Origin of the sequence: Halomonas aquatica (genome assembly GCF_040196335.1) — a bacterium.
GTDB classification, from domain to species: domain Bacteria; phylum Pseudomonadota; class Gammaproteobacteria; order Pseudomonadales; family Halomonadaceae; genus Halomonas; species Halomonas aquatica.
Genome location: NZ_JBEGCJ010000002.1, coordinates 430,880 through 457,288 on the forward strand (window position 1 = coordinate 430,880; position 26,409 = coordinate 457,288).

Here is a 26,409-nt window from a genome sequence, read left to right on the forward strand (position 1 = left end):
GGGCTGTTTGTTGTTGTCGATGCAGGTGCGTTGTGATGCATGGGTTGTGTTGCATGAACCGGGGGCAGCACGGCGCGGCCGTTAGACCCCCAGTAGGGAATTGAGGTGCTCACGCCGCGAGGACAGCTCGGCGGCACTGATCTCCTCGATGATGCGGCCGTGTTCCATCACGAAGTGACGGTCGGCCAGGGGTGCTGCGAAGCGGAAGTTCTGCTCCACCAGCACGATGGTCATGCCCCGTTCCTTGAGCTTGACCAGTACTTCGCCCAGCGCCTGGACGATGACCGGCGCCAGCCCCTCGGTGATCTCGTCGAGCAGCAGCAGCCGCGCCCCGGTGCGCAGGATGCGCGCCATGGCCAGCATCTGCTGCTCGCCGCCCGAAAGCCGGGTGCCCTGGCTGCGGCGACGCTCGTAGAGGTTAGGGAACATCGCATAGATCTCGTCGATGCCCATGCCGCCACTGCTCACCGTGGGAGGCAGAAGCAGGTTCTCCTCGACGTCGAGGCTGGCGAAGATGCCACGCTCCTCGGGGCAGTAGCCCACGCCGAGCCGAGGAATGCGGTGCGGCTTCATGGCCAGGGTCTCGTTGCCGTTGATCACGATGGAACCGGTGCGCTGGCCGACCATGTTCATGATCGCCTTGAGGGTGGTGCTGCGCCCGGCGCCGTTGCGCCCCAGAAGGGTCACCAGTTCGCCGCGTTTCACGTCGAAGTCGACGCCATGCAGGATGTGCGACTCGCCGTAGAAGGCATGCAGGTCGCTGATCCTCAGCATCTCAGCACCGTCCCGGTCCTGGTACTCGGTGAGCTTCTCTGCTGCCTGACTCATGCGCTGGCCTCCTCTTCCGCCGCGGCATCACTGCCCATGTAGGCCTCCCGGACCTGCGTGTCGCGGGAAACGGCCTCATAGTCGCCCTCGGCCAGCACGCTGCCGCGGGCCAGCACGGTGATACGGTCGCACAGACGGCTGACCACGCTGAGGTTGTGTTCCACCATCAGCACGGTGCGGCCCTTCGAGACACTCCTGATCAGCTCGACGATGCGGTCCACATCCTCGGCGCCCATGCCCTGGGTCGGCTCGTCGAGGAGCATCACGGTGGGGTCGAGGGCCAGGGTGGTCGCCACCTCCAGCGCCCGCTTGCGCCCGTAGGGCATCTCTACGGTGAGCACATCGGCGTAGTCGCGCAGGCCGACCTCGTCAAGCAACTCGAGGGCCCGATCGTTGAGGTGCTCGAGGCTGCGCTCGGACTTCCAGAAGTGGAAGGAGGTGCCGAGACGACGCTGCAGCGCCACCCGCACGTTCTCCATGGCGGTCATGTGGGCGAACACCGCGGAAATCTGGAAGGATCGAACCAGGCCCAGCCGGGCGATCTCGTTGGCCCGCATGCTGGTGATCGGCTTTCCCCGATAGAGAATCTCGCCGCGGGTGGGCGGGAGGAACTTGGTGAGCAGGTTGAAGACGGTGGTCTTGCCGGCCCCGTTAGGGCCGATCAGGGCATGGATATGCCCTTCCCGGACCTGCAGATTGACGTCGTCCACGGCGGTGAAACCACGGAACTCCTTGGTCAAACCGCGAGTTTCCAGTATGAACGCCTGGGTCATGGTTCGTCCTCTCTGGATCGCTGGCGCGATCCGCCGTTGATGCTGTTGTCGTTGTTGTCGTTGTTGTCGGCCGTTGTCGTTGTTCTGGCGCTGTAGCGGCAGCGAGGGCCCGTAGTGAGTTGTCAGGCAGCCCCGAATAACACTCTACACTTTACGTTAACGTAAACTAGATGAGTGGCGACGCCAGGGCAACAGGTGAAGGACGGAACTCGACCAATGGTGTAGACGCTCGCGCTATCAATAGCTTGCAAACTATGACGGACGAACATGGGCGACAAAAAAAGCGCGATGCCCCGCCGGGACATCGCGCCTGCTGTGCGCGGCGGCCAGACCGGTCGCCGGCTCGGGACGTCGTCAGCATTCGATGGCATTGACGGCCAGACCGCCGCGGGACGTCTCCTTGTACTTGTCCTGCATGTCGGCGCCGGTGTCGCGCATGGTGCGGATCGCCTTGTCCAGCGAGATGAAGTGCTCGCCATCGCCCCCCAGCGCCATCTGGGCGGCGTTGATGGCCTTGACCGAGGCGATGGCGTTGCGCTCAATGCAGGGCACCTGCACCAGGCCGCCCACCGGATCGCAGGTAAGTCCCAGATTGTGTTCCAGGCCGATCTCGGCGGCATTCTCCACCTGTTCCACGGTGCCGCCCATGACCTCGGTGAGACCCGCGGCCGCCATGGCACAGGCCGACCCCACCTCCCCCTGACAGCCCACCTCGGCACCGGAGATGGAGGCATTCTTCTTGCACAGGATGCCCACGGCGCCGGCAGTCAGCAGGAAGTCCACCACATGACGCTCGCAGGCATCGGGTTGAAACTTCATATAGTAGTGAAGCACCGCGGGGATGATGCCCGCCGCCCCATTGGTGGGCGCGGTGACCATCCGTCCACCGGCGGCATTCTCCTCGTTGACGGCCAGGGCGAAGACATTGACCCAGTCCATCGCCGAGAAGGTGGAAGCGATCAGGCCATGATCGCCGTCAGAATCCTGCAACCGACGATGCAGGGTGGCCGCGCGCCGTCTGACCCCGAGTCCGCCGGGCAGGATACCCTCGGCGGCCAGCCCCTGGTTGACGCACGCCTGCATGGCTTCCCAGATGCGCTGCAGCCCCGCGCGGATCTCGTCTTCGCCGCGCCAGGCCTTCTCGTTCTCCATCATTAGCTCGCTGATGCGCAGGTCGTGCAATCGGCACAGCGCCATCAGCTCGGCGGCGCTGTTGAAGTCATGGGGCAGCACCGTGGTATCACGGTCGAGCTCACCGCGGGCCGCCTGGTCGGCATCGATCACGAAGCCACCCCCTACAGAGTAGAAGGTGTCGCGGTAGAGTTCCTCGGCGTCGCCATGAGCCACCAGGGTCATGGCGTTGGGGTGGTAAGCGAGGCTCTCGTCTTGCCACTGCAGGTCCCGGTTCCACTGGAAGGGGATCGCCAGGCGGCCGTCGAGCAGCAGGGTCCGGGACTCCAGCAGCTCCTCGATGCGCGGTGCGACGATGGCCGGGTCGATGAGCTCGGGGCGTTCGCCCATCAGGCCCATGATGATGGCACGATCGGTGCCATGGCCCTTGCCGGTGGCGGAGAGGGAACCGTGCAGGTGAACCTCGACCCGGGTCACGCGCTCAATCAGCTCGCGGAGCTTGAGCACCTGCAAGAAGTCGTGGGCGGCCTGCATGGGGCCGACGGTATGGGAGCTGGACGGGCCGATGCCGATCTTGAACAGGTTGAAGACGCTGATTGCCATAGGGATGCCTCGTGTCGAGAGCCGGCGCGTGCCGGCATCAAGGGTCGGGGGCTGTCCGGCTGACGCCTATGCGTCAGTCAGGCTAAAGCCACTCGACGCTTGCCGAGAGTCTTCCTCAGCATGGCGGTGATATGCCCCCCCGGCAATCAAGAATATCTCGCGCATGATATAGAATTTCTAAACCATGAGCCGTCACCTGAATGCCCAGACCCACGCCTGGATGAAGGTCTTCGCCGTCAGAGCCCGCCACCTCTCCTTCACGCGGGCGGCCGATGAACTGCACGTGACCACCGGCGCGGTGAGCCAGCAGCTCGAGCAGCGGCTGGGGTTCAGGCCGTTCCGCCGACTGCCGCGCCGACTGCCGCGCCGACTGGAGCTGACCGAAGAGGGGCGGCGCCTGGCGGCGGTGGTGGACGAGGCCTGCCAGGCCGTGGGGCTGGAGGTGTGCCGCCTGCGCAGCGGGGTGATGAGCGGGGTGATCCGGCTGCGCTCGGCGCCCTCCTTCCTGCACAAGTGGCTGATGCCGCGCCTGCCCCGGCTGCAGGCACGCTTTCCCGACATCGAGCTGCACTTCACCACCGAGGACAGCAGCGGCTCGCAGCGCGACGGCGACTTCGACCTGGCCCTCAACGATGGGCACACCCCCGGGCTCTCCATCACGCCGCTGATGGAGGAGCGGATCTTTCCCGTCTGCGCCCCCGCCCTTCTCCGCGGACGACCGGCATGCGCTACGGTATCGTCCATGCGCCGGGCGGGCTGGACGACCGCCGGGTGGCCGCGGTGCATGACTGTATCGTCGAGGAGGCCCGACGCGCCAACCCGCCAGGCATGCCGGTCGAGTAGGCACGCCGGGGGTGAGACGCTAAACTGGTCGCTACCTGGATGTTATGATTGAGTTGATTCGCGATGTCTCCCCGCCTGCCCCCCGAACGCCCGATGCCGATCGGCTTCCCCGCCACCTGCCTGAGGGCCACTCTCTATATCCTGCTGGTAGCCGGCATCTCCCAGGGCGCCTACTATGAGGCCCTCTACCAGCCCGAGGCCCGCTTCTCGGAACGGGGCTTCACCGAGCTGGCCCAGAGCGTTCTGCTGGCGCTCTCGACACTCCTGTTGCTCTACGTGAGGGTAGGGCTTCGCGAACTCCCGCACGTGAGCCTGATGCTGCTCGCCTTCGTGGCGGGCTCCCTGGTCCGCGAGCAGGATGCCCTGCTCGATGCCCACGTCGCTGACGGAGCCTGGCAGCTGCTGGTGGCACTGATCATCCTGCCCTGCCTCTACAGCGTGATCCGCCACCGGCGGGAATTCGCCGCACAGTTTGTGGGCTATGCCAGCAGCTTCTCCTTCGGCCTGTTCGCCGCCGGCTTCCTGACCACCTATGTCTTCTCGCGACTCCATGGCCGAGGCGAGATGTGGCAGGCGATTCGCGAGGACAGTGCGCGCATCTTCAAGGATGCCGCCGAGGAGGGGGTGGAGCTGTTCGGCTATGCGCTGATCCTGATCGCCATGATCGAGCTGTTCCTGCTGACCCGCCACTGGGCCCGGGCGCGTCGCACCAGCTGACACCTCCTCCCGACGAAACAGGCCCCGCGGGCGATGCCTGCGGGGCCTGTTTCTTCGGGAGGGCACAATGCCCGCCCGATCCCTTCTTGTGACTACTCGTCGAGGAAGGAGCGCAGCGGTTCGGAGCGGCTGGGATGACGCAGCTTGCGCAGCGCCTTGGCCTCGATCTGACGGATCCGCTCGCGGGTGACATCGAACTGCTTGCCGACCTCCTCGAGAGTGTGATCGGTGTTCATGTCGATGCCGAAGCGCATCCGCAGCACCTTCGCCTCGCGGGCGGTGAGGCCGCCGAGCACGTTGCGCGTTGCCTCGATCAGCCCTTCGCCGGTCGCCGAGTCGATGGGCAGCAGGATGGTGCCGTCCTCGATGAAATCCCCCAGGTGCGAGTCATCATCGTCACCGATGGGCGTCTCCATGGAGATCGGCTCCTTGGCGATCTTGAGGACCTTGCGAACCTTGTCCTCGGGCATCTCGAGACGCTCACCGAGCTCTTCGGGCGTCGGCTCGCGACCCATCTCCTGAAGCATCTGCCGCGACACGCGATTGAGCTTGTTGATGGTCTCGATCATGTGCACCGGGATGCGGATAGTGCGAGCCTGGTCGGCAATAGAGCGGGTGATCGCCTGACGTATCCACCAGGTGGCATAGGTCGAGAACTTGTAGCCACGACGGTATTCGAACTTGTCCACGGCCTTCATCAGGCCGATGTTGCCCTCCTGGATCAGGTCCAGGAACTGCAGGCCACGGTTGGTGTACTTCTTGGCGATGGAGATCACCAGGCGCAGGTTGGCCTCGACCATCTCCTTCTTGGCCCGGCGCGCCTTGGCTTCACCGATGGAGAGACGGCGGTTGACCTCCTTGATCTCAGGCACCTGCAGCTGAATCATCTCCTCCTCGAAGGCGATCTTGCGCTGGGAGCGGTGGATGTCCACCCGCAGTGGCTCAAGGCGTGTGGAATACTTCGGGTAGGCGGCACCGAACTCGTCGAGCCACTCGAGACGCGACTCGCTGCCCGGAAAGGCCTTGATGAAGGTCTTGCGGGGCACCCTTGCCTTCTTCACGCACAGCTGCATGATCGCCTTTTCCTGGGCACGCACCTGCTCGACGCTGATACGAACCTGGCCCACCAGACGCTCGAAATGCTTGGGCACCAGCTTGATCGGCGAAAACATCTGGGCGAGACGCGCGAGCTCCTCCTGGGCCTCCTTCGAGGCACGACCGTGGGCCTCGATGGCCGCCTGGGCCGAGGCGTTCAGCTCGCGGATCTGCTCGAAGCGGGCTCGGGACTCCTCGGGATCGGGACCGCCGACGTTCTCTTCCTCCGCCTCGGTATCGTCGTCGTCATCCCCGTCGGACTCGTCATTGGGGTCTTCCTCGGGCACTTCCGCCTCGGCCACGCCGGGAATCCCCTCGTCGGGGTCGATGAAGCCCGAAAAGAGATCGGAGAGGCGGCCCGGAGCCTCCTCGTCCTGAGTGGCATCATAGGCGTCAAGGATGGACTCCACGGCACCGGGCAGGTAGGCCAGCGCCGACATGACCTCGCGGGTACCCTCCTCGATCCTCTTGGCGATCTCGATCTCGCCCTCGCGAGTCAGGAGTTCGACGGTCCCCATCTCGCGCATGTACATGCGCACCGGATCGGTGGTGCGGCCGACGTCGCTCTCCACGGCGGCGAGGGCGGCCACGGCCTCCTCGGCCGCCGACTCATCGGTGGAGTGATCCGACATCATCAGGGTGTCTTCATCGGGGGCTTCCTCGACGACGCTGATGCCCATGTCGTTGATCATGCCGATGATGTCTTCCACCTGATCCGGGTCGGCGATATCCTCGGGAAGGTGGTCGTTGACCTCGGCATAGGTCAGGTAGCCCTGTTCCTTGCCGCGCGCGATCAACTCCTTCAGACGTGACTGTTGCTGCGCATTTCCAGCCATAGAAACCCTATCTCGACGAAGAAGAATGAAGCACCTGAAGCGGTGAAAACTCGATAAGCAGAAAAGTATAGCGGGTAAGGCCACCTTCCTGCCAGTTCGGTCTATTTGCGCGGTCTTTCAGGTGTGTTAGTTTGTCAGGTTGCGCCTTGAAACAGCACATGACTCGTATGTGGTGATGTCGGGAGAAAATTCAACCCCCTCGCCGATGTCCGCATCCGTGTTCTTACGGTCGCGTCCTTTCAGCCATGCCAGTGGCCCGCCTCACCCCTTCAGATCGGCGAGAAGAACCATCAGGCGCTGCCGGTCCTCCTGCGAGAGCCGCTCCCCCCGTTGCTGCTTTGACAGCAAGGAATCGACTTCCTCCTGACGCGAGGGCCTCAGCCGATGCCGACGGAAATGCTCGACCAGACCGTCCAGTTCGGCGGCCCGCGATCCTTGAGGAATCAGCAGTTCCCGGCGAGCCAAGCCGGCCAGCCACTCTCCCTCAGGGGTGCCATGAAAGTGGGCCAGCAATACCTGGGCACTGCGATAGCCGCCAGCCCTCAGGAGACGCTCCACCTCGCGGCACAGTCGCGCCTCGGGATCCTCCCTGGGGTACCAGTCGGTCTCCTCGGGCAGACGCTCGACCAGCCGAGGATCATGAACCAGCAGCTGCAGGACACGCGCCATCAAGCTCAGGGCCTGTCGCCCCTTGCCCGGCCTCTGCTGCGGGTTCGACACGACCCCATCGCCACGCTCGGCCTCCGGTGGTGTTGATGATTCCACCTCCGGCACCTCGCGAGGCCTGACCAGGGCCTCGAATCGCGACTGGTCGACGCCGGTTCGCCGCGAGAGCTCACCCAGCAGCAGGGACTTCAGCACCCCCTCCGGCAACTTGCCGATGGCCGAGAGCACCTGACTGGCGAAACGCTCTCGCGCCTCGATGGTTGCCAGGTCGCGCCCCTCTGCCGCGTGATCGAAGAGGAATTCCGACAAAGGGCTTGCACAGGTGATGCGATCCGCGAAGGCCTCTGCCCCCTCCCGGCGTACCAGGGTGTCCGGATCCTCCCCCTCGGGAAGGAACATGAACCGCGCCTGGCGACCATCGATCATCTGCGGCAAGACCGTCTGCAGGGCCCGGGCGGCGGCCTGACGACCGGCACGATCACCGTCGAAGCAGAACACCACCTCGCCGACCATCCGAAACAACCGACTCAGGTGATCCTCGCTGGTCGAGGTGCCCAAGGTGGCCACGGCATTGCGGATGCCGAACTGCGCCAGCGCCACCACATCCATGTAGCCCTCGACGATCACCACCCGTTCGAGGCGCGCCTCGGCCTGGCGCGCCTCGAATAGGCCGTAGAGTTCGCGCCCCTTGTGGAACACCGGCGTCTCGGGCGAGTTGAGGTACTTGGGCTTGGCATCGCCCAGCACGCGGCCGCCGAAGGCGATGGTGCGCCCGCGGATGTCGCGGATCGGGAACATCACCCGGTCGCGGAAACGGTCATAGGTCCTGCCGCTGTCCTCGTGATGGACCAGCAGGCCATACTCGATCTGCACCGCCTCGGCGATACCGCGCTCCGACAGGTGACGCTTGAGCGCCTCCCAGCCGACCGGCGCACAGCCGATGCCGAAGGTCTGCTGGACCTCCGGCGACAGCCCTCGGTCGGCCAGGTACCGGCGGGCGGCCTCCCCTTCCGGCATCTTCAGCCGCTCCCGATAGAAGCTGGCCGAGAGCTCCAGCAGGTTGACCCCCTCCTTGCGCTTGCGCTCGCGCGCCTGGGCACGAGGATCATCGGCTCCCTCGCGGGGCACCTCCATGCCGAGTCGCCCGGCCAGCTGTTCCACGGCCTCCGGGAAGCGCAGCTTGTCGTACTCCATCAGGAAGCGCAGGGCATTGCCGTGGGCACCGCAGCCGAAGCAGTGATAGAACTGCTTGTCGGCGCTGACGGTGAACGACGGCGACTTCTCCTGATGGAAGGGGCACAGCCCCGAGTGGTTGCGGCCGGCCTTCTTCAGCTTCACGCGCTCGCCGACCACCTCGACCACGTCGACGCGGGCCAGGAGGTCATCGATGAAGCGTTGAGGGATCTGACCGGACATGGGGGCAACCTGCGGGCGGCGGGAAAGAGACGACGAAAAACAAGCGGCCACCGTTAGGCGGCCGCTTGGCGTCCCTCTTGAGACGGCAGGGGCCGAAGGCCCTCACCGGCTCCAGTACGGATCAATAGAGCCGTTCGAAACGCTTGCGCTCACGCTGAAGCTTCTTGGCATGACGCTTGACGGCAGCCGCCGCCTTGCGCTTGCGCTCTGCGGTCGGCTTCTCGTACTGCTCGCGACGACGCACCTCCGAGAGGACACCGGCCTTTTCACAGGAACGCTTGAAGCGACGCAGCGCGACGTCAAACGGCTCGTTATCACGTACTTTGACAGAAGGCATTAAGCACTCACCTACCTTGGGTAACTTGAGTTCGGTTTGTACGCACACCCCGTGGGCCACCTGATCACCACGCAGAGAGCTCCGGACTCGCCAGGCGAACCGGAACGATGCGAGGAAATTCAGGGCATGACCCCTGGGTGCACGACCCAGTCTTGCAGCGGACAGTATTCTAGTCGTCCTGCCGAGCTCGTGCAAATCGTTTGCCTGCTGCCGAGGAGGGGCAAAATGCGTAGAATGCCGCCATCTCCGCATCAACGAGCCTCCATCATGCGCGTACTGGGCATCGAGACCTCCTGCGACGAGACCGGCGTCGCTCTCTACGACACGGAGCGCGGCCTCGTGGCCGACGCCCTCTACAGCCAGATCGCCATGCACGCCGAGTATGGCGGCGTGGTGCCGGAGCTCGCCTCCCGCGACCATACAAGGCGCCTGCTGCCATTGATCCAGCAAGTGCTGGACGAGGCCGGTCTGTCGCGCACGGCACTCGACGCCATCGCCTACACCGCCGGCCCGGGCCTTGTCGGGGCCCTGATGGTGGGCGCCAGTACCGCCCACGGCATGGCCCGGGCGCTGGATATCCCGGTGCTTGGCGTCCACCACATGGAGGGCCACCTGCTGGCCCCCATGTTGGAGGACGCGCCCCCCGGCTTTCCCTTCGTGGCTTTGCTGGTCTCCGGCGGCCATACCCAGCTGGTCGAGGTGCAGGGACTGGGCAGGTATCGACTGCTCGGCGAGTCAGTGGACGACGCGGCGGGCGAGGCCTTCGACAAGGCGGCCAAGATGCTGGGGCTCGACTATCCCGGTGGCCCCCATGTAGCCCGACTGGCCGAGCAGGGCGACCCCGGCCGCTTCCGCTTCCCACGCCCCATGACCGACCGACCGGGCCTGGACTTCAGCTTCTCGGGGCTCAAGACCCACACCCTGACCGCCATCCGCCAGCTGGAGGGGGCGGGCGAGCTGGACGACCAGGCCCATGCCGACGTGGCCCGCGCCTTCGAGGAGGCGGTGGTCGACACACTGGTGATCAAGTGCCGCCGCGCCCTCGACCAGACCGGCCTCAAGCGCCTGGTGGTCGCCGGTGGTGTCAGCGCCAACGTGCGGCTCCGCGAGCGACTCGAGCGTGAATGCGACAAGCGCGACGCCCGGGCCTACTATCCGCGAGGACGCTTCTGCACCGACAACGGGGCCATGATTGCCTACGTGGGGGCCCAGCGTCTGATGGCCGGGGAACATGACGAGACCGGCATCATGAAGGCGGTGCCGCGCTGGCCGATGGACTCGCTCGAGGCACCCGCCGGAGCGTGAAAGCCGCCGCGTGCCGGCTCAAAGCCCGGGCTCGTCGCCGCGCCCGAGGCGCTGGATATTGAACACATGGCGCGCCAGCACCAGCAGCGTGAAGACGATCACCACGCCCACGAAATTCGGGGCCAGCCAGAGGCTTGCCAGCGGCGCCATGGCGGCGCTGGCAAGCGACGCGATGGCCGCCGTGCGCATCCGCCATGCGAGCAGGGTCCAGAACGCGGCACAGCAGAGCGCCACCCAGGGCGTGAGGACCAGCATCACGCCGAAGGCACTGGCCACCGCCTTGCCGCCGCGGAAGCGGTGCCAGGCCGGATAGGCGTGGCCCAGCAGAACGCTGAGTCCCACCATCCCCTGCGCCCAGGGCGGCAGGCCGAGCCACATGGCCAGCCACAGCACCGGCATGCCCTTGACGGCATCCACCGCCAGAGTGGCCAGGGCGAGCCGATAGCCGTGAAGGCGCAGCACGTTGGAGAACCCCGGATTACAGGAGCCCGCCAGCCGCGGATCGCCCACGCCGGCCAGCCGGCACACCGTGAGGGCACCGAGCCAGGTACCGCTGAGATAGCCGATCACCATCAGCGGCAGGATGAGGTCGAATGGCGCCTCCACGGGCGGCCTCCTCCAGGGGGGATAGTTCGATTCTGCCAGCCGGGGGCCTCGGACGACAGGCCGCACGAGCGCGGTGTCGCCGGAGCACGCGCTGGCGTACAATCGCCGCCTGCAAGCGGGACCGGGCGTCACCGGGTCCGCATCACCCAACGACCAGGGAGCCACGATGGATCTTGTGCTGATCGACGCGCTCGAGGTGGACACCGTGATCGGCGTCTACGACTGGGAGCGCAGCATCACCCAGACGCTTCGCCTCGACCTGGAGCTGGGCACCGACATCCGCCCCGCCGCGGCGGGTGACGACATCGCGCTGACCCTGGATTACGCCGCCATCAGCGAGCGCGTCAACGCCTTCGCCGGCGAGCACCGGTTCGCCCTGGTGGAGACCTTCACCGAGCGCCTGGCCGAGACCCTGCGCGCCGACTTCGGCATCGCCTGGCTGCGCCTGACCGTGCGCAAGCCCGGCGCCGTGTCGGCTGCCGGCGCGGTGGGCGTCTCCATCGAGCGCGGCACCCGGCCGGGAGACGCCTGATGGCCAGGGTCACCGTCAGCATCGGCAGCAACATCGAGCGCGAGCGCCACGTGCAGGCCAGCCTGGATGCGCTGGCCGAAAGCTTCGGTCCGCTTTCCATCTCACGGATCTTCGAGAGCGAGCCGGTGGGCTTCGAGGATGGCCGCAACTTCTACAACCTGGTGGTGGCCTTCGAGAGCGACCGCTCGGTGGGCGCACTACAGGCCTGGTGCAAGCGGCTGGAGGCCGCCAACGGCCGCCGCAAGGACCTCCCCAAGTTCGGCCCCCGGACCCTGGACATCGACCTTCTCACGGTGGGCCACCTCAGTGGCACCCATGACGGCGTCGAGCTGCCCCGCGGCGAGATCCTCCACCACGCCTTCGTGCTGCAGCCGCTGGCGGAGCTGCTGCCCGAGGCACGCCATCCGCTCACCGGCGAGACCTATAGCGACCACTGGGCCCGCTTCGAGGCCGGCCATCAGCGACTCTGGCCGGTGGACTTCAGCTGGCAGGGCCGGCGGCTCTCCTCCGCGGAGTAGCCCTCACGACCTTGCGCCCGGGCTCCCGAGCGCTCCGTCGATGGCCTCCCGGCGACGCCGGGCGAGTTCATCGCCCAGCTCACGCCCCTGATAGCCCTCGGCCACCAGCGCCTTCGGCAGGACCTGAACGGCCAGCCGCCAGGCCAGGGCCAGGTCCTCGGCCAGGGCCGGGTCGTCCAGGCTCACCAGGCTTACCAGGGGCGCCACCCGATCGCTGCGGCGCCACCCATCGATGGCATCTAGCCAGCGCATCACCTGCGAGCCGCAGAGCCCGTTCAACGCGACCTCACGACACAGGGTGCGAGTACTGGCCGCCTGAGTGCCCAACTCGCGATGAGCCCGTGGCAGACGCAGCCGCTCGGATAGGGCATCGCGCTCACGGTCATCCAGGTGCTCCACCAGACGCGCCCAGCGCCAGCGTGTCTGCGCCTCGGCTTCGATGTCCTCCGGGAGTCGATGCAGCCGGCCAAGCGCCTCGTCCAGGCCCGCGTGGTCGGCCGCCAGCTCCGGCATCAGCACGACCAGGGCCCCGCAGTCATCCAGCACCTGGACATAGACCTCCGGCCAGGGCTCTCCCAACGCCTTCTCGGTCTCGGCCCAGACCCGCTCGGCCACCAGATGCGAAAGCTCGCCGCTCTCCACCAGCTCGCACATCAGCGCTCGGGTCTCCTCGGCGATGACGAAGCCCAGCTCTGCATAGCGGGCCAGGAAGCGCGCCGTGCGCAGCACCCGCAGAGGATCCTCGACGAAGGCCGGCGAGACATGACGCAGCCGACGCGCCTCGAGGTCGGCCAGGCCCCCGAGGGGGTCGACCAGTTCACCCATCGGGGTCTCGGCCATGGCGTTGATGGTCAGGTCGCGTCGCGCCAGGTCCTCCTCCAGCGTCACCTCGGGGCTCGCGTGGACCACGAAGCCCGTGTAGCCATGGCCCGACTTGCGCTCAGTGCGCGCCAGGGCGAACTCCTCATGGCTCTCGGGATGCAGGAAGACCGGGAAGTCACGCCCGACCGGCTTGAAGCCCCGTCGCTGCATCTCCTCGGGGGTGGCGCCCACCACGACCCAGTCGGTGTCCTTGACGGGCCATCCCAGGCGGGCATCACGCACCGCCCCGCCGACCCGGTAGACCTCGAGTCCCTGCAGATGGGGATCCTCGCTGGGGCTCATGTCTCAGTGCTCCACACGATCGGGATGGCGAAGCTGCCAGTCGGTGAAGCCGCCATCGAGGCTGTAGACCTCGTCGAAGCCCTGGCCGGCAAGCCAGGCCGCCGCCTGCTGGCTGGAGTGGCCGTGATAGCAGACCACCACCAGGGGCGCCTCGCGTGAGGCGCCCTCGATGAAGGCGCCGACCGTGTCGTTGTCCAGGCGTCGGCTGCCGGGTATATGGCCCTGGGCGAAGCTCTGCGGGTCGCGGATATCGACCAGGGTGAGGGCCTGGTCTCCCTCTAGCCAGCCGGTCAGGGTCGGGATATCGAGATGCTGGAAGGTCGTCATGGAAGCCTCATGGTAGATAATGAGTGGGGCTCAACCCTGGCGGCTGGGCACGCTGACGCGCTGGCCGCTCTCGAGGTCCAGGGCGGTCAGGCGGCTGCCCCAGACGCAGCCGGTGTCCAGCGCCTCGGCGCGCACCCTGCTCGCCGGCGTCTCGCCCTGCAGCGCGGCCCAGTGGCCGAACAGCAGCCAGGGGTCGTCGTGGCGGGGATACTGGAACCAGGGGGCAAAACCCGGCGGCGCGCTGTCGAGCCCCTCCTTGGCGGCGAAATCGAGACAACCGGCGGCATCGATGAAGCGCATGCGGGTGAAGGCGTTGATGATCATCCTCAGCCGCTCGATGCCGTCGAGGTCGTCGCGCCAGCAGGCCGGCTCGTTGCCGTACATCTGCTCGAGGAAGGCACCGGCCCCCTCGCCCGCGAGCCGGGCCTCGGCCTCCTCGGCGCGCCTCGCGGCCTGCTCGACCGACCATTGCGGCAGCAGGCCGGCATGGATCATGACGATGTCGCCATGCTCCGGCGATTCCCGACGCACCAGCAGCGGCCGCGACTGCAGCCAGTCAAGCAGGCGCTCGCGGTCCGGGGCGGAGAGGATCGTCGAGAGGGTGTCCTTGCGGTTCTCTCGGGCACCTCCCCGCGCCACCGCCAGCAGGTGGAGGTCGTGGTTGCCCAGCACCGTGATGGCGGTTTCGCCCAGTGCCATCACCTCGCGCAGGCAATCAAGAGAGCCGGGGCCACGGTTGACCAGATCGCCGGCGAGCCACAGCCGGTCACGACGCGGATCGAAGTCGAGCCGCTCGAGCAGGGCGACGAACTCCTCGTGGCAACCCTGAAGATCGCCGATGGCATAGGTGGTCATGTCGGCTCCTTGGCGATGCGTGTCATCGACCCTAGTGCACCTGGTTGGGCCCGGCCAGCCGAAAGGGGGCGATGGCCACCTCGAAGGGACGCTGGCTGGCGGTGTCGACGCAGGTATAGGCGCCTTCCATCACCCCCACCGGGCCGTCGAGGATCGCTCGGCTGGTGTAGCGAAAGCTCTCTCCGGGGCCGATCAGCGGTTGCTGGCCCACCACGCCCTTGCCACGCACCTCCTGCACCTTGCCGCTGCCCTGGGTGATCTTCCAGTAACGGGCGAGCAGCTGAACGCTGTGCCCGGAGTCGTTGTGCACGGTGACGGAATAGCTGAACACGAAGCGCTGTTCATCGGGGGCGGACTCGTCCAGGCGGAAGTCCGGCGATACGTCGACGCGAATGGCACTGTCGAGCCCTTCGGGAGCCGTCTGGGTCATGAGGCCTCTCCTTCTCCGGCCGCGGCCAGGTGGTTGGCGATACGCACGAACTCCTCGACGCCGAGCGTCTGGGGGCGGCGGCCCGGATCGATGTCGAGCGCCTCGAGGGCGGCGGCGTCGATGCGTCCCTTGAGGTTATTGCGCAGCGTCTTGCGCCGCTGACCAAAGGACTCGCGCACCAGGTTGAAAAGTAGCCCCTCATCGAGGGCCGGATGTGGCAGGGCCTCGTGAGGGGTCAGGCGAACGATGGCCGAATACACCTTGGGGCGGGGCACGAAGGCCTCCGGCGGCACCGTGAACAGCGAGTAGACTCGACAGTAGTACTGGGCCATCACCGACAGCCGCCCCCAGTCGGGACCGCCCGGAGTCGCGGCCAGGCGCTCGACCACTTCCTTCTGCAGCATGAAGTGCATGTCGGCCACGGCATCGCCGGCCTCGAGGAGGTGGGCGATCAGCGGCGTGGAGATGTTGTAGGGCAGGTTGCCCACAACCCGCAGCGCCGGCCCGTCGCCTCTCAGGGCCCGGAAGTCCACCTTCAGGGCGTCGCCCTCGTGGATGATGAAGCCGGGCTTGTCGAAGAACTGCACCCGCAGTCCTGGAATCAGGTCACGGTCGAGCTCGATCACCTCGAGGTGGCCGCCGGCGGCATCTAGCAGCGGCTCAGTCAGGGCGCCCTGACCGGGCCCGATCTCCACCATCCGGTCGCCGGGCCGGGGGCCGATGGCGCGCACGATCCGCGAAATGACGCCGGGGTCGCGCAGGAAGTTCTGGCCGAAGCGTTTGCGAGCCCGGTGAACCGGGGAGGGGGATGCCATTCAGGGTCGTCCTTCTGTCGCTGTGATCTTCTTCTGAATCTTGTTCGGGGCTGATACGGCGAGAAACACCGGGGTGCCGGTCCATCGCGGAAGCGCTGTAAGCTAAACCCTTGGCACTGCCGATTCCATCACAGGAACAGGACCTCCGCTTCGTTCTATCCCCGACGCCCCTTTAAGCACGCCGCGCCATCTCGGCGGCCAGGGCCACCGCCACACGCAAGCTCCCGAGGTCGGCACGCCCCGTGCCGGCCAGGTCGAGGGCCGTGCCGTGGTCCACCGAGGTACGCACCAGCGGCAGGCCCAGGGTGATGTTGGCGGCACGACCGAAGCCGGCATACTTGAGCACCGGCAGGCCCTGGTCATGATACATGGCCAGCACCGCGTCGACGCCCTCGAGGTGTCGCGGGGTGAACAGAGTATCGGCAGGCAGGGGGCCGTCAAGGGTCAGCCCCTCGGCGCGCAGTGCCGCGAGGGCCGGAACGATGACATCGATCTCCTCGCGACCCAGGTGGCCGCCCTCCCCCGCGTGAGGATTGAGGCCGCAGACGGCGATACGCGGTTGCTCCACGCCGAACCAGCGACGCAGGTCGGCATGAAGGATGTGCAGCAGACGCTTGAGCCGGGTACCGGTAATGGCATCCGCCACCTCGCGCAGCGGCAGGTGGGTGGTGGCCAGCGCCACCCGCAATGCGGCATTACCCTGCCAGTTCGCCTCGCGGGCATGCAGGGCGCTGTCGGTGGCCAGCATCATCACTACCTCGTCGACCCCGCAGGCATCTCGCAGGTACTCGGTGTGGCCGGTAAAGCCCGCATGGCCGGCTTCCAGGATCACCCCCTTGTGCAACGGGGCGGTGACCATGCCGGCCGCCTGGCCGGTCCGGCAGGCGGCAAGCGCCACATCCAGGGTCTCGAGCACATGGTCGGCGTTGGCGGTATCGAGCTCGCCGGGGCGCGACGCGGCCCGCAGCGTCACGGGCCACACCGGCAGCACGCCCTGACGCGCCGCGGGGGGAGGCTCGTCACGATCGAGCTCCAGGACCCGGACCTCACGTCCGATCATGGCGGCTCGCTCGGCTAGCAGGGCCGGGTCACCCACCGCCACCACCCGGGCCGGGATCACCCCGTCGTCGGCCAGCATCACGGCCAGCTCCGGCCCGATACCCGCCGGCTCGCCGCAGGTCAGGGCCAGCACGGGCGCATCAGCCGGCGACATCAACGCTCCATGAGGCGATCGTCGACGAAGGCCTGGCTGCGGATCTCCTGGATCCATTCCTCCATCTCGGCGTTGACCTTGCGCTGGAACAGGGCCTGGCGGGCCTGGTCACGGCTGGCGCCCTGCTGCTCCACGAAGCGATCCACCTCGCGTTCGGAGATATCGACCCGGCTGGCGACCCGGCGCTGCTGCAGCTGGCGCATCAGCAGTTCCCGGCGCACCTGGTCGCGAACCACGCCCAGTGACAGGCCGTCAGCCTCGAGCGCATCGGCAAACTGCTCCAGCGTCATGCGGTTGCCCTCGGCGATGGCCCGCACCTGACGATTGAGTTCGGTGTCATCGACGCTCAGGTTGGCCTCACGGGCCATCTGCAGCTGGATCTCCTCGACGACCATGCGATCCAGGACCTGCTGGCGCAGGACATCGTCGGGCGGCACCCCCTGCCCCCGGTCGTCCAACTGGTTGCTGACCTGGGCGACACGCTCCTCGAGCTCGCTTGCCATGATGGCACCATCATTGACCACCGCCACGATGCGATCCAGCTGCTGTCGCTCCGTGGAAGCTGACTCCTGTGCCTGCCCCACCAGGGGGAGGCTGGCCAGGCACAGGGCCAGCGCCAGGGTGGCGATACGTCGGCTGCGCATGTCTCTCTTTCCTCTCGTCATTGTCGAATGTTTCAGGGCCGGCCCAGGGCGGCGGCTCGGTAGCCCGGCACCGCCTGCTCGAAGTAGCTTTCGGCCTCGCCGCCGAGGCCTCCCAGCCCCTTGAACACGAAGCGCAGGAAGACCCCCCGGTCGGTGAGATCATCCTCGGTGGTGTTGGCGGTGCCGTTATCGTCGATCCACTCGCGCCAGACCAGCTGCAGACCATAGCAGCAGTCGTTCCACTGGACACCCGCCAGCTGGTCCAGGGCCCGGTCCTTGGTGTTGTCATAGGTGAAGCGACCTATCAGGTCCACCTGCCGGCTGGCCTTCCAGGCGAAGGACAGATCGTATTCCTCGCGGTTGTAGGTCAGCCGGTCCTCGTCCTCAAAGGAGGGATCGAAGTCCTGGAGCTGCCAGCGATAGCCGAGGTTCACCACGTGGCCGGCCGGTGCCAGGTACTGAAGGCCCAGCGAGGTGCTCTCGGTCTGCTCGAAGTTGTCGTCATAGATCCATTGCCAGCGGGTCCGCCACTGGTCGGTGATCCGCCAGTCGGCCCGGGCAACCAGCGGCGAGCGCTCGCGAGTGGCGCGATAGTAGTCGTTGAAATTCGCATAATCATCGCGATCATACTTGTCAGGATCCCCGTCCATGCCGATAGAGCGATCCTCCAGGTAGTAGGCCTGCCCCACGCCCAAAGAGAGCTGTTCGCGCCCGGTCGCGTCCGACAGCAACCGTGACTCGAGGCCTAAAGAGACGCGGTTGAGGTCGCCCACCCGGTCGCTTCCGGAGAAGCGGTAGGGCGACCAGAGCTGGTTCCAGGAGAAGGCGCGCTCGGCGGTGTCGAAGTCCGGGAAGTCGGTCTGGTCCCGCGCCGGCACGTAGGCGTAGTTGGCACGCGGCTCCAGGGTCTGGCGGTACTCGCGTCCCCCCAGCGCCAACTCCCGTTCGAAGACCAGCCCCCCGTCGACGGTGCTCACCGGCACGTTGCGGGTGAGACTCTCATCCCTATCGGTCTCTCGCTCGCCGTAATCCAGCCGGTAGGCGGTGGCGAGCCACTCGACTCGCGGCTCCAGGTGGCCCCAGCTCTCGTCCATGCGCCAGCCCGTGGCCGGCGCGAGGTGCAGGCGGGTTCCCACCGCCGATTCTCGGTCGTAGCGCTCCTTTCCCGGCAATGTGGTTTCGTCCACGTCACGCCAGAAGTAGGTGACATTGGAGCGCCATTGCTGGTAGAAGCCGCTGCCCTGGGACCAGCCGGCATCGGCGGTCAGGCTGGGCAGGCGATAGAACGGCTTGTCGCGCTGCAGCAGTGGGTCGTCGAGCTTCTGGTAGCCCTGGGCCTTGGCCTGCAGTTGCCAGACGTCGCCATGGTGGTCGATCTGGGCCAGGCGCGGCATGCTGGAGACTTCACCCTCACCGAAGCCTTGGCCGAAATCATCGAAGTAGCTGCCGTCGCTGGCCGCCCCATAGCGCAGCCGGTAGGGGGTGCGGGCATCCAGGCGCCCGGCGTGCCGGTAATCGAGGTACCAGCGATCCTCGCCCGCGTAGCTCGGGTCGCCATCGGGATCGCCGTCGTCATCGGCCAGGTAGGCACCCTCGACCTGGCCGGCATCATCCTCGAAAAGGTAGCGATACTCGCCACCCAGCAGCAGGCCGCGGTCGCTGATCCAGCGCGGCGTCAGGGTGGCGTCCTGATCCGGTGCGATGTTCCAGTAGAAAGGCTGGGCATAGTCGAGCGAGTCCGCGGAGAGCCCCAGCAGCGGCCACAGGAAGCCGGTCTGACGCCGATCGTCGAGGGGAAAGCGCAACCAGGGCCAGTAGAAGACCGGCACCTTGCCCACCTCCAGACGAGCGTGCTTGGCGGTGCCGACGCCGCGCTCACGGTCGAGCAGGATGTCGTTGCCCACCAGGCGCCAGACGTCGCTGCCCGGCTCGCAAGTGGTGAAGCTCGCCTCGGTGAGACGATAGCGGCCGTCCTCGAGGCGGGCCAGGCGAACGGCGTCGCCACGCAGGCGCTGCTGATGCGCCACATAGTGGGCCGTGTCGATGCTCGCGGCGTCGCTGTTGAGGGAGAGCTCGGCGGATGCCCCACGCACCAGCAGGCCACGGTCGCGCAGCGTGAGCGGGCCCTCGGCATAGGCGGTCTCGCGGCTGTCGGGCACCCGCACTCGAGGGGCCTCGAGCTGAGCGTCGCCGCGACGCAGGAGCACCTCACCGCCGAGCCGGGTCTCGCCATCCGCACCGTAATCGACGTTGTCGGACTCGCTCGCGACCTTCTCGCCGGAGGGCGGCGGCAGAAGGTAGTCCGGCATCACGTAGCGGCCGCGACACAGTTCGCCGACGGGGCGTGCCTCGCCCCAGGGCTGCCAGTCCAGCTGGTCCGCCGGCAGCGATTCGGGAGGTGCCGCCGAAAGTGGCCCGCTCGCCAGGCCGGCGCCAGCCAGGCCTGCCAGGGCCTTCCATGTCCACGAGAGTCGCTTGCCCATGCTCACGATGTCCTTGGCGGGGTGAATCGGTATTATACAGGCCGCACCCGGCCTGTGCCGCCGGCGTGTGTCCTGCCATCGCCGACGATGTCGGGAACTCAGCATGCGGGGACCCCACGAGGCCGTCAACCGCATCCGCACCCTCACCAAGGAGCCAGACGACGATGCCAGAGGCCAACGACCCCACGCGAACGCAGCGCCTGCATGCCTGGGCGGCCGAACGTCACGGGCTCTCTCGAGAGGCCATCGACCTGCGGCTGGCCGCCGGCGATGCCAGCTTCCGGCGCTACTTTCGCCTGCAACTGCCCGATGGCACGACCCGCATGCTGATGGACGCCCCTCCCGACCGGGAAGACAGCCACCCCTTCGTGGCCATCGCCGAACAGTGGCGCGCGGCCGGCCTGCCGGTTCCGGCCCTGCACGGCGTGGACCTGGCAGCAGGCTTCATCGAGCTCGACGACCTGGGCGACACGCCACTTCAGGACTGCTTGAAGGACGAGGACGACCCCGCCACCCTGGCCTGGCACGAGCGGGCCATGGCGCTGATTCACGGGCTGCAGAATCGCGCCCCCGTCGATGGCCTGCCCGCCTATGACGCCGCCCTGCTGGGCCGCGAGCTGGACCTCTTCCCCGACTGGTGCCTGGGGGAGTGGCTGGACATGGCCCCGCCGCCGGACTGGGCGGCACTGCGCGAGGCGCTGATCGCCGAGGCCCTGGAGCAGCCGGTGGTCGCGGTGCATCGTGACTTTGACGCAATGAACCTGATGGTGAAGGACGACGCCCTGCACCTGATCGACTTCCAGGACGCCGTGGCGGGCCCCCTCAGCTATGACCTGATCTCGCTGCTGCGCGGGCGCTACTGCCGCTTCTCCAAGGCGCGTTTCGCCGCCTGGACCGAAGCCTTCCGTGCCCGGGCCGTCGTCGACGGAAGGCTGCCCGCGAGCGTCGACGCCGCGACCTTCCTTACCCGGGTGCAGGCCATGGCCGCCCAGCGCTCGCTCAAGGTACTGGGCATCTTCTGCCGGCTGACCCTGCGCGATGCTCGCCGGGGCTACCTCGAGCGCCTGCCGCACTTCCTCGACCACCTGGAGGACAGCCTCGTCGACCTGCCCGGCCACCAGGGCCTGCGCAGCTGGCTCGCCGATACCTTCCGCCCGGCGCTGATGGCGCGCCTGGAGGAAAGCGCATGAAGGCGATGATCCTGGCCGCGGGGCTCGGCACCCGCATGCGCCCGCTCACTGACCACTGCCCCAAGCCACTGCTCGAGGTGGCGGGTCGCCCGCTGATCGTCCACCACCTCGACCGCCTGCGCGCGGCGGGCATCACCGAGGTGGTGATCAACGTCAGCTACCGGGCACAGCAGATCATCGCGGCGCTGGGCGACGGTTCGGCCCATGGCGTGTCCATCGCCTGGAGTCGCGAGGAGGCTCCCCTGGAGACCGGCGGCGGCATCCACCAGGCCCTTTCGCTGCTGGGCGACGCCCCCTTCCTGCTGGTCAACGGCGACATCTGGTGTGACCTGGATCCGTCGAGGCTGCCCGACCTGGGCGACGACCTGGCGCATCTGGTGCTGGTGGACAATCCCGACCACCATCCGGGCGGCGACTTCCACCTTGACGCCCAGGGACGGGTCCGGGAGTCCGGCGAGCCGAGACTGACCTTCACCGGGTTTAGCGTGATCGACCCGGCCCTGGTGGCCGGTGAATCCCCCGGGGCCTTTCCCCTCGCCCCGCTGCTCAGGCGCGCCATGGCCGAAGATCGTATCGGAGGCACCCACCACCGAGGCGCCTGGATCGACGTGGGCACCCCCCAGCGTCTGGCCGAACTCGACCGCCGACTTCGCCAGTAACGGTCATCACCGCCGGGGGGGGGCTGAGCCGCCGCTCGGCAGCTGGTATGCTGCCAGGCCTGCTGTCATCGAATTCAACCCAAGGAAGCCGATCCCATGAAAGCCAGCGTGAAATGGACCGACGGTCGTCAATTTGTCACCGAGAGCGGCAGCGGTCACAGCGTGGTCATCGACGGCTCGCCCGACAATGGCGGCCGCAACACCGGCCCGCGGCCCATGGAGCTGATGCTGATGGGCATGGGCGGCTGCACCGCCTTCGACATCCTCAACATCCTGGACAAGGCCCGTGCCGACGTTACCGACTGCGTGGCCAGCATCGAGGCCGAGCGCGCCGACGAGGTGCCCAGCGTCTTCACCAAGATCCACGTGCACTTCACCGTCAGCGGCCGCGGCCTCAAGGAGAAGCAGGTCGCCCGCGCCGTGGAGCTCTCCGCCGACAAGTACTGCAGCGCCTCGATCATGCTGGTCAAGGGCGGCGTGAAGATCACCCACTCCTACACCGTCGTCGAGGCGTAGACGCCAGCACGGCCGGGGGCTGTCGCGCCAGCGCGGGCGGTTGCCTGTCGACCTGTTCAACATGAAAGACCCCGCCGGACATCGATTCCGGCGGGGTCTTTCGTTTCCGGCTGGTTCACGCTAGACGCGATAGACGCTCTTGGTCATCAGCTTGGACATCAGTTTCATGCCGAGCTTGACCGGGGCGGGGAAGCGGCTGCCCCCCGCCTCCAGGGCCAGTTGGGCATGGTGGGCCTCGTCGATGGCCATCTGGCGAAGCACGGCGCGGGAGCGATGGTCGGCCGGCGGCAGCTTGACCAGGTGCTCTTCCAGATGTTGGCCGACCTGCTCCTCGGTGGCGGCCACGAAGCCCAGGCTGACCTGGTCACCCACGGCACCAGCGGTGGCCCCCAGGCCGAAAGATGCCGCGTAGAAGAGCGGATTGAGCAGGCTCGGACGGTCGTGCAGCTCCTGGAGCCGTGCGTCACACCAGGCCAGGTGATCGATCTCCTCCTGGGCGGCCTGCTCCATCTGGCCGCGCACCTCCGGCAGCTTGGCGGTCATCCCCTGCCCCTGATAGAGGGCCTGGGCGCACACCTCGCCGGTGTGGTTGATGCGCATCAGTCCCGCCGCGTGCCGTCGTTCCTCCTCGCTCATCGGCTCGTCATGCACCGCCTCGGTCGCGGGGGTGGGCCGCGAGGGCGACGCCGCGTGGGGCACCAGGGTCCTCAGCACGGCATCGAACTGCTGGATCAGGTTGTCGGCGCGGGAATGGGAGCGGGTCATGATGGAGTCTCTCGAGAAGGCAACTGAAGCGTCATACGCCTGATCGCGCGCGGCGCGAGGCGCCGGCTAGCCAGCCGGCCAGGTGAAGCGACGGCCGCCCATCAGATGCATGTGGATATGGTAGACAGTCTGGCCACCCTGATCGTTGCAGTTCATCACCACCCGGTAGCCATCCTCGGCGAAGCCGGCCTGCTTGGCCAGCTTGGCGGCGGTGAACTGCAGGCGCCCCACCAGCGCCAGGTCGCCGTCCTCCTCGATGTCGTTGAGGGTGGCGATATGCCGCTTCGGCACGATCAGCATATGGGTCGGTGCCTGGGGATTGATGTCGTTGAAGGCGAGCACGTGATCGTCCTCGTAGACGATGTCGGCGGGAATCTCACGATCGATGATCTTGCAGAACAGGCAATCCATGGGCGGTGTCTCCTTGCGTGGTGATCGGTTCCGGCATCAGCGAAAGCGGCGCTGGGCCAGCAGGTGGCGCACCAGCGGCCCCAGGATCAGTTCCATGGCCAACGACAGGCGCGAGCCCGGCACCACCAGGGTGTGGGGGCGGCTCATGAAGGCATCCTGAATCATCGCCAGCAGGTAGGGAAAGTCCACCGTGGCCGGGTCGCGGAAGCGGATGACCACGAAGGACTCGGCGTCGGTGGGGATATCCTGGACCTCGAAGGGGTTGGAGGTGTCCACCGTGGGCACCCGCTGGAAGTTGATATGGGAACGCGAGAATTGCGGCTGGATGTAGCGCACATAGTCATCCATGCGCCCCAGGATGGTGTCGATCACCGCTTCCTGGGAGTAGCCGCGGTGGCGCATGTCACGATCGATCTTCTGGATCCACTCCAGGTTCATGGTCGGCGCCACCCCAACCAGCAGGTCGACATGGCGTGCGATATCGATCTCGGCGGTGACCAGCCCCCCGTGCAGTCCCTCGTAGAAGAGCAGGTCGGTGCCGCAGGGCAGCGGCTGCCATTCGGTGAAGGTGCCGACCTGGTAGCCGGCCTCGATCATCTCCTTGTCCTCGGCATGGATATAGTGGCGGAAGCTGCCGTTGCCATGCTCGCCATACTCCTGGAACAGCGCCTCGAGCCGGTCGAGCAGGTTGGCCTCCACCGCAAAGTGGGAGAGCTCATCCTTGCGATCGGGCTCGTCGAGGATGATCCGCGCCAGCTCCTCTCGGGTATAGCGATGGAAGGCATCACCGTCGACCATGGCGGCATGCACGGCCTCACGGGCGAACATCCGCTCGAAGGTGCGCTTCACCGTGGTGGTGCCGGCCCCGGAGGAGCCGGTTAGGGCGATGATCGGATACTCCCGTGACATCAGCGCGCTCCTGCCAGGGCATCCCGCACGACATCGGGGATCACCACCGGACGACCGCTCGCGGGGTCGACCAGCATCAGGTTGATCCGGGCGGTGGCCACGGTCGTGGCATCGGCCTCGCGCCGGATACGATGATAGACGCTGATCGCCTTGCGTCCCGGCGCCGGGATGGCGGTCTCCACCACCAGCGCATCGGGCCAGCGCGCCTCGGCCTGGTACTGCACGGCCAGGTCCGCCGCCACACAGGGAAAGCCGCCCAGGTCCCACTCGTGAAGCCCGCGCGAGGCCAGCGCGGCGACCCGGGCCTCGTGCAGCAGCGACACCAGCGCATCGTGACCCAGGTGGCGACCGTAGTTCATGTCGGTGATGCGCACCGTCAGCGGGTGGCGATGCACCACGTCATCGACGGGAAAGCTCAGTCTGACACGCTCCATCCTCGCTCCTGATCCTGTTGTTCGGAGACGCCCGCCGTCAGGCCTCCCCGCGCTCCCGGGCGATGGCCCGGTGGGCGATGTCATGGCGGTAGAGCACGTCGGGCCAGGCGATCTCCGCGGCTCCCCGATAGGCCAGATCACGGGCCTCGCCGACGCCATCACCCAGGGCGGTGACGCAGAGCACCCGGCCGCCGGCCGTTACCACCCGGCCATCCCGCGCGGCGGTGCCGGCATGGAAGACCTTGCAGCCAGTGGCCTCGGCGGCGTCGAGGCCCTCGATGACGTCTCCCTTGCGGTAGCTGCCCGGATAGCCGCCGGCGGCCAGCACCACGCCCACCGCGGCTCGCGGATCCCATTCGCAGGTCTGGCCGGCCAGTTCGCCGCGAGCCCCGGCCAGGCAGAGCTCGGCCAGGTCGGATCGCAGCCTCATCATGATCGGCTGGGTCTCGGGGTCACCGAAGCGACAGTTGTACTCGATCACCCTGGGGTTGCCGTCGGCATCGATCATCAGTCCGGCGTAAAGGAATCCCGTGTAGGCAACACCCTCCTCAGCCATGCCATTCACCGTGGGACGGATCACCCGTTCCATGATGCGCTCAAAGACGCGGTCGGTGACGACCGGTGCCGGGGAGTAGGCTCCCATGCCACCGGTATTGGGGCCGGTGTCGCCGTCGCCGACCCGCTTGTGATCCTGGCTGGTGGCCATGGGCAGGATCGTCTCGCCATCGACCATGACGATGAAGCTTGCCTCCTCGCCCTGCAGGAACTCCTCGATCACCACCCGGGCGCCGGCATCGCCGAAGGCGTTGGCCTCGAGCATGTCGCGTACCGCCGTTTCGGCCTCCGCGGGGGTCATCGCGACGATCACCCCCTTCCCGGCCGCCAGGCCATCGGCCTTGATGACGATGGGCGCGCCCTTCTCGGCGAGATATGCAAGGGCCGGCTCCACCGCGGTAAAGGTGCGGTAATCGGCGGAGGGGATGGCGTGGCGGGCCAGGAAGTCCTTGGTGAAGGCCTTGGAGCCCTCGAGCCGGGCCGCCCCCGCCGTGGGGCCGAAGATCGCCAGGCCCGCCTCGCGGAAGCGGTCGACCACGCCCTCGACCAGCGGCGCCTCGGGCCCGACGATGGTCAGCCCGACGCCCTGCTGTCGGGCGAAGGCCACCAGGCCCTCCAGGTCACTGACGCCGATGTCGACATTCTCCATCCCCGGCTCCAGGGCCGTGCCGGCATTGCCGGGGGCCACGAAGACCGTATCCACCCGGGGGGACTGGGCAACCTTCCAGGCCAGGGAGTGCTCGCGGCCACCGCCGCCGATGATCAGGACCTTCATCCGCTGTGCTACCTCAGAACCGTGCAATAAACGTCGCGGCATTATGTCAGAAACTCGC

Annotated in this window: 28 protein-coding genes; 8 read left to right on the plus strand and 20 right to left on the minus strand. The window is 67.1% G+C overall.

Going from position 1 to position 26,409, the window contains the following annotated elements; all coding sequences use genetic code 11:
* Positions 1-81: 81 nt before the first annotated feature.
* The 3 genes from ABE960_RS05115 to ABE960_RS05125 form a co-directional block, all read right to left on the minus strand.
* Positions 82-828 carry an ABC transporter ATP-binding protein gene (locus tag ABE960_RS05115; protein WP_349761161.1) on the minus strand — a complete coding sequence of 249 codons (747 nt, stop codon included), beginning with the start codon at positions 826-828 and terminating at the stop codon, positions 82-84.
* Positions 825-1,601 (minus strand): ABC transporter ATP-binding protein, encoded by a 777-nt coding sequence (locus ABE960_RS05120; protein WP_349761162.1) that lies wholly within the window; start codon positions 1,599-1,601, stop codon positions 825-827. Before ABE960_RS05120 ends, ABE960_RS05115 begins: the two co-directional genes overlap by 4 nt.
* A gap of 354 nt (positions 1,602-1,955) precedes the next feature.
* Positions 1,956-3,335, minus strand: coding sequence for an L-serine ammonia-lyase (locus tag ABE960_RS05125; RefSeq protein WP_349761163.1), 1,380 nt, complete (start codon positions 3,333-3,335; stop codon positions 1,956-1,958).
* 184 nt (positions 3,336-3,519) lie between these two features.
* On the opposite strand from ABE960_RS05125, the gene ABE960_RS05130 reads away from it, so the two are divergent.
* On the plus strand, positions 3,520-4,230 hold the full coding sequence (locus tag ABE960_RS05130; protein ID WP_349761164.1) for a LysR substrate-binding domain-containing protein: 711 nt from the start codon (positions 3,520-3,522) through the stop codon (positions 4,228-4,230).
* An 11-nt stretch (positions 4,231-4,241) separates the two neighbouring features.
* The gene (locus ABE960_RS05135; RefSeq protein WP_349761165.1) at positions 4,242-4,895 is read left to right on the plus strand and encodes a hypothetical protein; all 654 of its coding nucleotides are present in this window, start codon (positions 4,242-4,244) and stop codon (positions 4,893-4,895) included.
* Positions 4,896-4,987: 92 nt separating this feature from the next.
* Here the strand turns inward: ABE960_RS05135 and rpoD are convergent, their stop codons facing one another.
* From rpoD to rpsU, 3 genes are all read right to left on the minus strand, one after another.
* Positions 4,988-6,826: an RNA polymerase sigma factor RpoD gene (gene rpoD, locus ABE960_RS05140; protein ID WP_349761166.1), complete on the minus strand. Its 1,839-nt coding sequence runs from the start codon at positions 6,824-6,826 to the stop codon at positions 4,988-4,990.
* A gap of 261 nt (positions 6,827-7,087) precedes the next feature.
* Complete coding sequence (gene dnaG, locus ABE960_RS05145) at positions 7,088-8,908, minus strand: DNA primase (protein ID WP_349761167.1); 1,821 nt, start codon at positions 8,906-8,908, stop codon at positions 7,088-7,090.
* A 121-nt stretch (positions 8,909-9,029) separates the two neighbouring features.
* Entirely contained in the window at positions 9,030-9,245 is a 216-nt protein-coding gene (gene rpsU, locus ABE960_RS05150; protein ID WP_013333229.1) for a 30S ribosomal protein S21, read from the minus strand.
* A gap of 267 nt (positions 9,246-9,512) precedes the next feature.
* Here rpsU and tsaD point away from each other — a divergent pair, with 267 nt between their 5' ends.
* Positions 9,513-10,550 carry a tRNA (adenosine(37)-N6)-threonylcarbamoyltransferase complex transferase subunit TsaD gene (gene tsaD, locus ABE960_RS05155; RefSeq protein ID WP_349761168.1) on the plus strand — a complete coding sequence of 346 codons (1,038 nt, stop codon included), beginning with the start codon at positions 9,513-9,515 and terminating at the stop codon, positions 10,548-10,550.
* An 18-nt stretch (positions 10,551-10,568) separates the two neighbouring features.
* On the opposite strand, the gene plsY is transcribed toward tsaD, so the two are convergent.
* On the minus strand, positions 10,569-11,156 hold the full coding sequence (gene plsY / locus ABE960_RS05160; protein ID WP_432765338.1) for a glycerol-3-phosphate 1-O-acyltransferase PlsY: 588 nt from the start codon (positions 11,154-11,156) through the stop codon (positions 10,569-10,571).
* A gap of 166 nt (positions 11,157-11,322) precedes the next feature.
* Here plsY and folB point away from each other — a divergent pair, with 166 nt between their 5' ends.
* Positions 11,323-11,688 carry a dihydroneopterin aldolase gene (gene folB, locus ABE960_RS05165; RefSeq protein WP_349761169.1) on the plus strand — a complete coding sequence of 122 codons (366 nt, stop codon included), beginning with the start codon at positions 11,323-11,325 and terminating at the stop codon, positions 11,686-11,688.
* Positions 11,688-12,206 carry a 2-amino-4-hydroxy-6-hydroxymethyldihydropteridine diphosphokinase gene (gene folK, locus ABE960_RS05170; protein WP_349761170.1) on the plus strand — a complete coding sequence of 173 codons (519 nt, stop codon included), beginning with the start codon at positions 11,688-11,690 and terminating at the stop codon, positions 12,204-12,206. The genes folB and folK overlap by 1 nt, the downstream gene beginning before the upstream one ends.
* 3 nt (positions 12,207-12,209) lie before the next feature.
* On the opposite strand, the gene ABE960_RS05175 is transcribed toward folK, so the two are convergent.
* The 8 genes from ABE960_RS05175 to ABE960_RS05210 all read right to left on the minus strand — a co-directional run bounded on the left by ABE960_RS05175 (position 12,210) and on the right by ABE960_RS05210 (position 20,137).
* On the minus strand, positions 12,210-13,370 hold the full coding sequence (locus ABE960_RS05175; protein ID WP_349761171.1) for a tRNA nucleotidyltransferase/poly(A) polymerase-related protein: 1,161 nt from the start codon (positions 13,368-13,370) through the stop codon (positions 12,210-12,212).
* A 3-nt stretch (positions 13,371-13,373) separates the two neighbouring features.
* Positions 13,374-13,697, minus strand: a complete 324-nt coding sequence (glpE, locus tag ABE960_RS05180; protein ID WP_349761172.1) for a thiosulfate sulfurtransferase GlpE — start codon at positions 13,695-13,697, stop codon at positions 13,374-13,376.
* 30 nt (positions 13,698-13,727) lie between these two features.
* Entirely contained in the window at positions 13,728-14,552 is an 825-nt protein-coding gene (locus tag ABE960_RS05185; protein WP_349761173.1) for a symmetrical bis(5'-nucleosyl)-tetraphosphatase, read from the minus strand.
* A 31-nt stretch (positions 14,553-14,583) separates the two neighbouring features.
* Positions 14,584-14,982, minus strand: a complete 399-nt coding sequence (gene apaG, locus ABE960_RS05190; RefSeq protein ID WP_349761174.1) for a Co2+/Mg2+ efflux protein ApaG — start codon at positions 14,980-14,982, stop codon at positions 14,584-14,586.
* Positions 14,979-15,797 carry a 16S rRNA (adenine(1518)-N(6)/adenine(1519)-N(6))-dimethyltransferase RsmA gene (gene rsmA, locus ABE960_RS05195; protein WP_349761175.1) on the minus strand — a complete coding sequence of 273 codons (819 nt, stop codon included), beginning with the start codon at positions 15,795-15,797 and terminating at the stop codon, positions 14,979-14,981. Before rsmA ends, apaG begins: the two co-directional genes overlap by 4 nt.
* 172 nt (positions 15,798-15,969) lie before the next feature.
* Positions 15,970-17,010 carry a 4-hydroxythreonine-4-phosphate dehydrogenase PdxA gene (pdxA, locus tag ABE960_RS05200; RefSeq protein WP_349761176.1) on the minus strand — a complete coding sequence of 347 codons (1,041 nt, stop codon included), beginning with the start codon at positions 17,008-17,010 and terminating at the stop codon, positions 15,970-15,972.
* On the minus strand, positions 17,010-17,654 hold the full coding sequence (locus ABE960_RS05205) for a SurA N-terminal domain-containing protein (protein ID WP_349761177.1): 645 nt from the start codon (positions 17,652-17,654) through the stop codon (positions 17,010-17,012). Before ABE960_RS05205 ends, pdxA begins: the two co-directional genes overlap by 1 nt.
* Positions 17,655-17,686: 32 nt before the next feature.
* Positions 17,687-20,137, minus strand: coding sequence for an LPS-assembly protein LptD (locus ABE960_RS05210; protein WP_349761178.1), 2,451 nt, complete (start codon positions 20,135-20,137; stop codon positions 17,687-17,689).
* 164 nt (positions 20,138-20,301) lie between these two features.
* Here ABE960_RS05210 and ABE960_RS05215 point away from each other — a divergent pair, with 164 nt between their 5' ends.
* The 3 genes from ABE960_RS05215 (at position 20,302) to ABE960_RS05225 (ending at position 22,502) form a co-directional block, all read left to right on the plus strand.
* Positions 20,302-21,327: an aminoglycoside phosphotransferase family protein gene (locus ABE960_RS05215; RefSeq protein ID WP_349761179.1), complete on the plus strand. Its 1,026-nt coding sequence runs from the start codon at positions 20,302-20,304 to the stop codon at positions 21,325-21,327.
* Complete coding sequence (gene murU, locus ABE960_RS05220) at positions 21,324-21,986, plus strand: N-acetylmuramate alpha-1-phosphate uridylyltransferase MurU (RefSeq protein WP_349761180.1); 663 nt, start codon at positions 21,324-21,326, stop codon at positions 21,984-21,986. Before ABE960_RS05215 ends, murU begins: the two co-directional genes overlap by 4 nt.
* 96 nt (positions 21,987-22,082) lie before the next feature.
* A complete protein-coding gene (locus ABE960_RS05225; protein ID WP_349761181.1) occupies positions 22,083-22,502 on the plus strand; it encodes an OsmC family protein in 420 nt (139 codons plus the stop codon).
* Positions 22,503-22,622: 120 nt separating this feature from the next.
* Here ABE960_RS05225 and coq7 read toward each other — a convergent pair whose 3' ends face one another.
* From coq7 to purD, 5 genes are all read right to left on the minus strand, one after another.
* Positions 22,623-23,267 carry a 2-polyprenyl-3-methyl-6-methoxy-1,4-benzoquinone monooxygenase gene (gene coq7 / locus ABE960_RS05230; RefSeq protein ID WP_349761182.1) on the minus strand — a complete coding sequence of 215 codons (645 nt, stop codon included), beginning with the start codon at positions 23,265-23,267 and terminating at the stop codon, positions 22,623-22,625.
* A gap of 66 nt (positions 23,268-23,333) precedes the next feature.
* Entirely contained in the window at positions 23,334-23,678 is a 345-nt protein-coding gene (locus tag ABE960_RS05235) for a histidine triad nucleotide-binding protein (protein ID WP_349761183.1), read from the minus strand.
* 36 nt (positions 23,679-23,714) lie between these two features.
* On the minus strand, positions 23,715-24,587 hold the full coding sequence (locus ABE960_RS05240; RefSeq protein ID WP_349761184.1) for a phosphoribulokinase: 873 nt from the start codon (positions 24,585-24,587) through the stop codon (positions 23,715-23,717).
* Entirely contained in the window at positions 24,587-25,021 is a 435-nt protein-coding gene (locus tag ABE960_RS05245) for an acyl-CoA thioesterase (RefSeq protein ID WP_349761185.1), read from the minus strand. Before ABE960_RS05245 ends, ABE960_RS05240 begins: the two co-directional genes overlap by 1 nt.
* A gap of 37 nt (positions 25,022-25,058) precedes the next feature.
* The gene (gene purD, locus ABE960_RS05250) at positions 25,059-26,351 is read right to left on the minus strand and encodes a phosphoribosylamine--glycine ligase (RefSeq protein ID WP_349761186.1); all 1,293 of its coding nucleotides are present in this window, start codon (positions 26,349-26,351) and stop codon (positions 25,059-25,061) included.
* Between the last annotated feature and the right edge of the window lie 58 nt (positions 26,352-26,409).

What these genes read in the sequence shown, in the direction of transcription:
- murU (WP_349761180.1), top strand. Translation starts at nt 21,324, where the DNA reads ATGAAGGCGATGATCCTGGCCGCGGGGCTCGGCACCCGCATGCGCCCG.
- rsmA (WP_349761175.1), bottom strand. Translation starts at nt 15,797, where the DNA reads ATGGCATCCCCCTCCCCGGTTCACCGGGCTCGCAAACGCTTCGGCCAG.
- apaG (WP_349761174.1), bottom strand. Translation starts at nt 14,982, where the DNA reads ATGACCCAGACGGCTCCCGAAGGGCTCGACAGTGCCATTCGCGTCGAC.
- rpsU (WP_013333229.1), bottom strand. Translation starts at nt 9,245, where the DNA reads ATGCCTTCTGTCAAAGTACGTGATAACGAGCCGTTTGACGTCGCGCTG.
- ABE960_RS05225 (WP_349761181.1), top strand. Translation starts at nt 22,083, where the DNA reads ATGAAAGCCAGCGTGAAATGGACCGACGGTCGTCAATTTGTCACCGAG.
- ABE960_RS05205 (WP_349761177.1), bottom strand. Translation starts at nt 17,654, where the DNA reads ATGCGCAGCCGACGTATCGCCACCCTGGCGCTGGCCCTGTGCCTGGCC.
- ABE960_RS05240 (WP_349761184.1), bottom strand. Translation starts at nt 24,587, where the DNA reads ATGTCACGGGAGTATCCGATCATCGCCCTAACCGGCTCCTCCGGGGCC.
- ABE960_RS05245 (WP_349761185.1), bottom strand. Translation starts at nt 25,021, where the DNA reads ATGGAGCGTGTCAGACTGAGCTTTCCCGTCGATGACGTGGTGCATCGC.
- tsaD (WP_349761168.1), top strand. Translation starts at nt 9,513, where the DNA reads ATGCGCGTACTGGGCATCGAGACCTCCTGCGACGAGACCGGCGTCGCT.
- folB (WP_349761169.1), top strand. Translation starts at nt 11,323, where the DNA reads ATGGATCTTGTGCTGATCGACGCGCTCGAGGTGGACACCGTGATCGGC.
- ABE960_RS05120 (WP_349761162.1), bottom strand. Translation starts at nt 1,601, where the DNA reads ATGACCCAGGCGTTCATACTGGAAACTCGCGGTTTGACCAAGGAGTTC.
- ABE960_RS05125 (WP_349761163.1), bottom strand. Translation starts at nt 3,335, where the DNA reads ATGGCAATCAGCGTCTTCAACCTGTTCAAGATCGGCATCGGCCCGTCC.
- purD (WP_349761186.1), bottom strand. Translation starts at nt 26,351, where the DNA reads ATGAAGGTCCTGATCATCGGCGGCGGTGGCCGCGAGCACTCCCTGGCC.
- ABE960_RS05135 (WP_349761165.1), top strand. Translation starts at nt 4,242, where the DNA reads ATGTCTCCCCGCCTGCCCCCCGAACGCCCGATGCCGATCGGCTTCCCC.
- ABE960_RS05185 (WP_349761173.1), bottom strand. Translation starts at nt 14,552, where the DNA reads ATGACCACCTATGCCATCGGCGATCTTCAGGGTTGCCACGAGGAGTTC.
- ABE960_RS05130 (WP_349761164.1), top strand. Translation starts at nt 3,520, where the DNA reads ATGAGCCGTCACCTGAATGCCCAGACCCACGCCTGGATGAAGGTCTTC.
- dnaG (WP_349761167.1), bottom strand. Translation starts at nt 8,908, where the DNA reads ATGTCCGGTCAGATCCCTCAACGCTTCATCGATGACCTCCTGGCCCGC.
- pdxA (WP_349761176.1), bottom strand. Translation starts at nt 17,010, where the DNA reads ATGTCGCCGGCTGATGCGCCCGTGCTGGCCCTGACCTGCGGCGAGCCG.
- rpoD (WP_349761166.1), bottom strand. Translation starts at nt 6,826, where the DNA reads ATGGCTGGAAATGCGCAGCAACAGTCACGTCTGAAGGAGTTGATCGCG.
- ABE960_RS05215 (WP_349761179.1), top strand. Translation starts at nt 20,302, where the DNA reads ATGCCAGAGGCCAACGACCCCACGCGAACGCAGCGCCTGCATGCCTGG.
- ABE960_RS05115 (WP_349761161.1), bottom strand. Translation starts at nt 828, where the DNA reads ATGAGTCAGGCAGCAGAGAAGCTCACCGAGTACCAGGACCGGGACGGT.
- ABE960_RS05175 (WP_349761171.1), bottom strand. Translation starts at nt 13,370, where the DNA reads ATGAGCCCCAGCGAGGATCCCCATCTGCAGGGACTCGAGGTCTACCGG.
- ABE960_RS05235 (WP_349761183.1), bottom strand. Translation starts at nt 23,678, where the DNA reads ATGGATTGCCTGTTCTGCAAGATCATCGATCGTGAGATTCCCGCCGAC.
- ABE960_RS05210 (WP_349761178.1), bottom strand. Translation starts at nt 20,137, where the DNA reads ATGGGCAAGCGACTCTCGTGGACATGGAAGGCCCTGGCAGGCCTGGCT.
- coq7 (WP_349761182.1), bottom strand. Translation starts at nt 23,267, where the DNA reads ATGACCCGCTCCCATTCCCGCGCCGACAACCTGATCCAGCAGTTCGAT.
- glpE (WP_349761172.1), bottom strand. Translation starts at nt 13,697, where the DNA reads ATGACGACCTTCCAGCATCTCGATATCCCGACCCTGACCGGCTGGCTA.
- folK (WP_349761170.1), top strand. Translation starts at nt 11,688, where the DNA reads ATGGCCAGGGTCACCGTCAGCATCGGCAGCAACATCGAGCGCGAGCGC.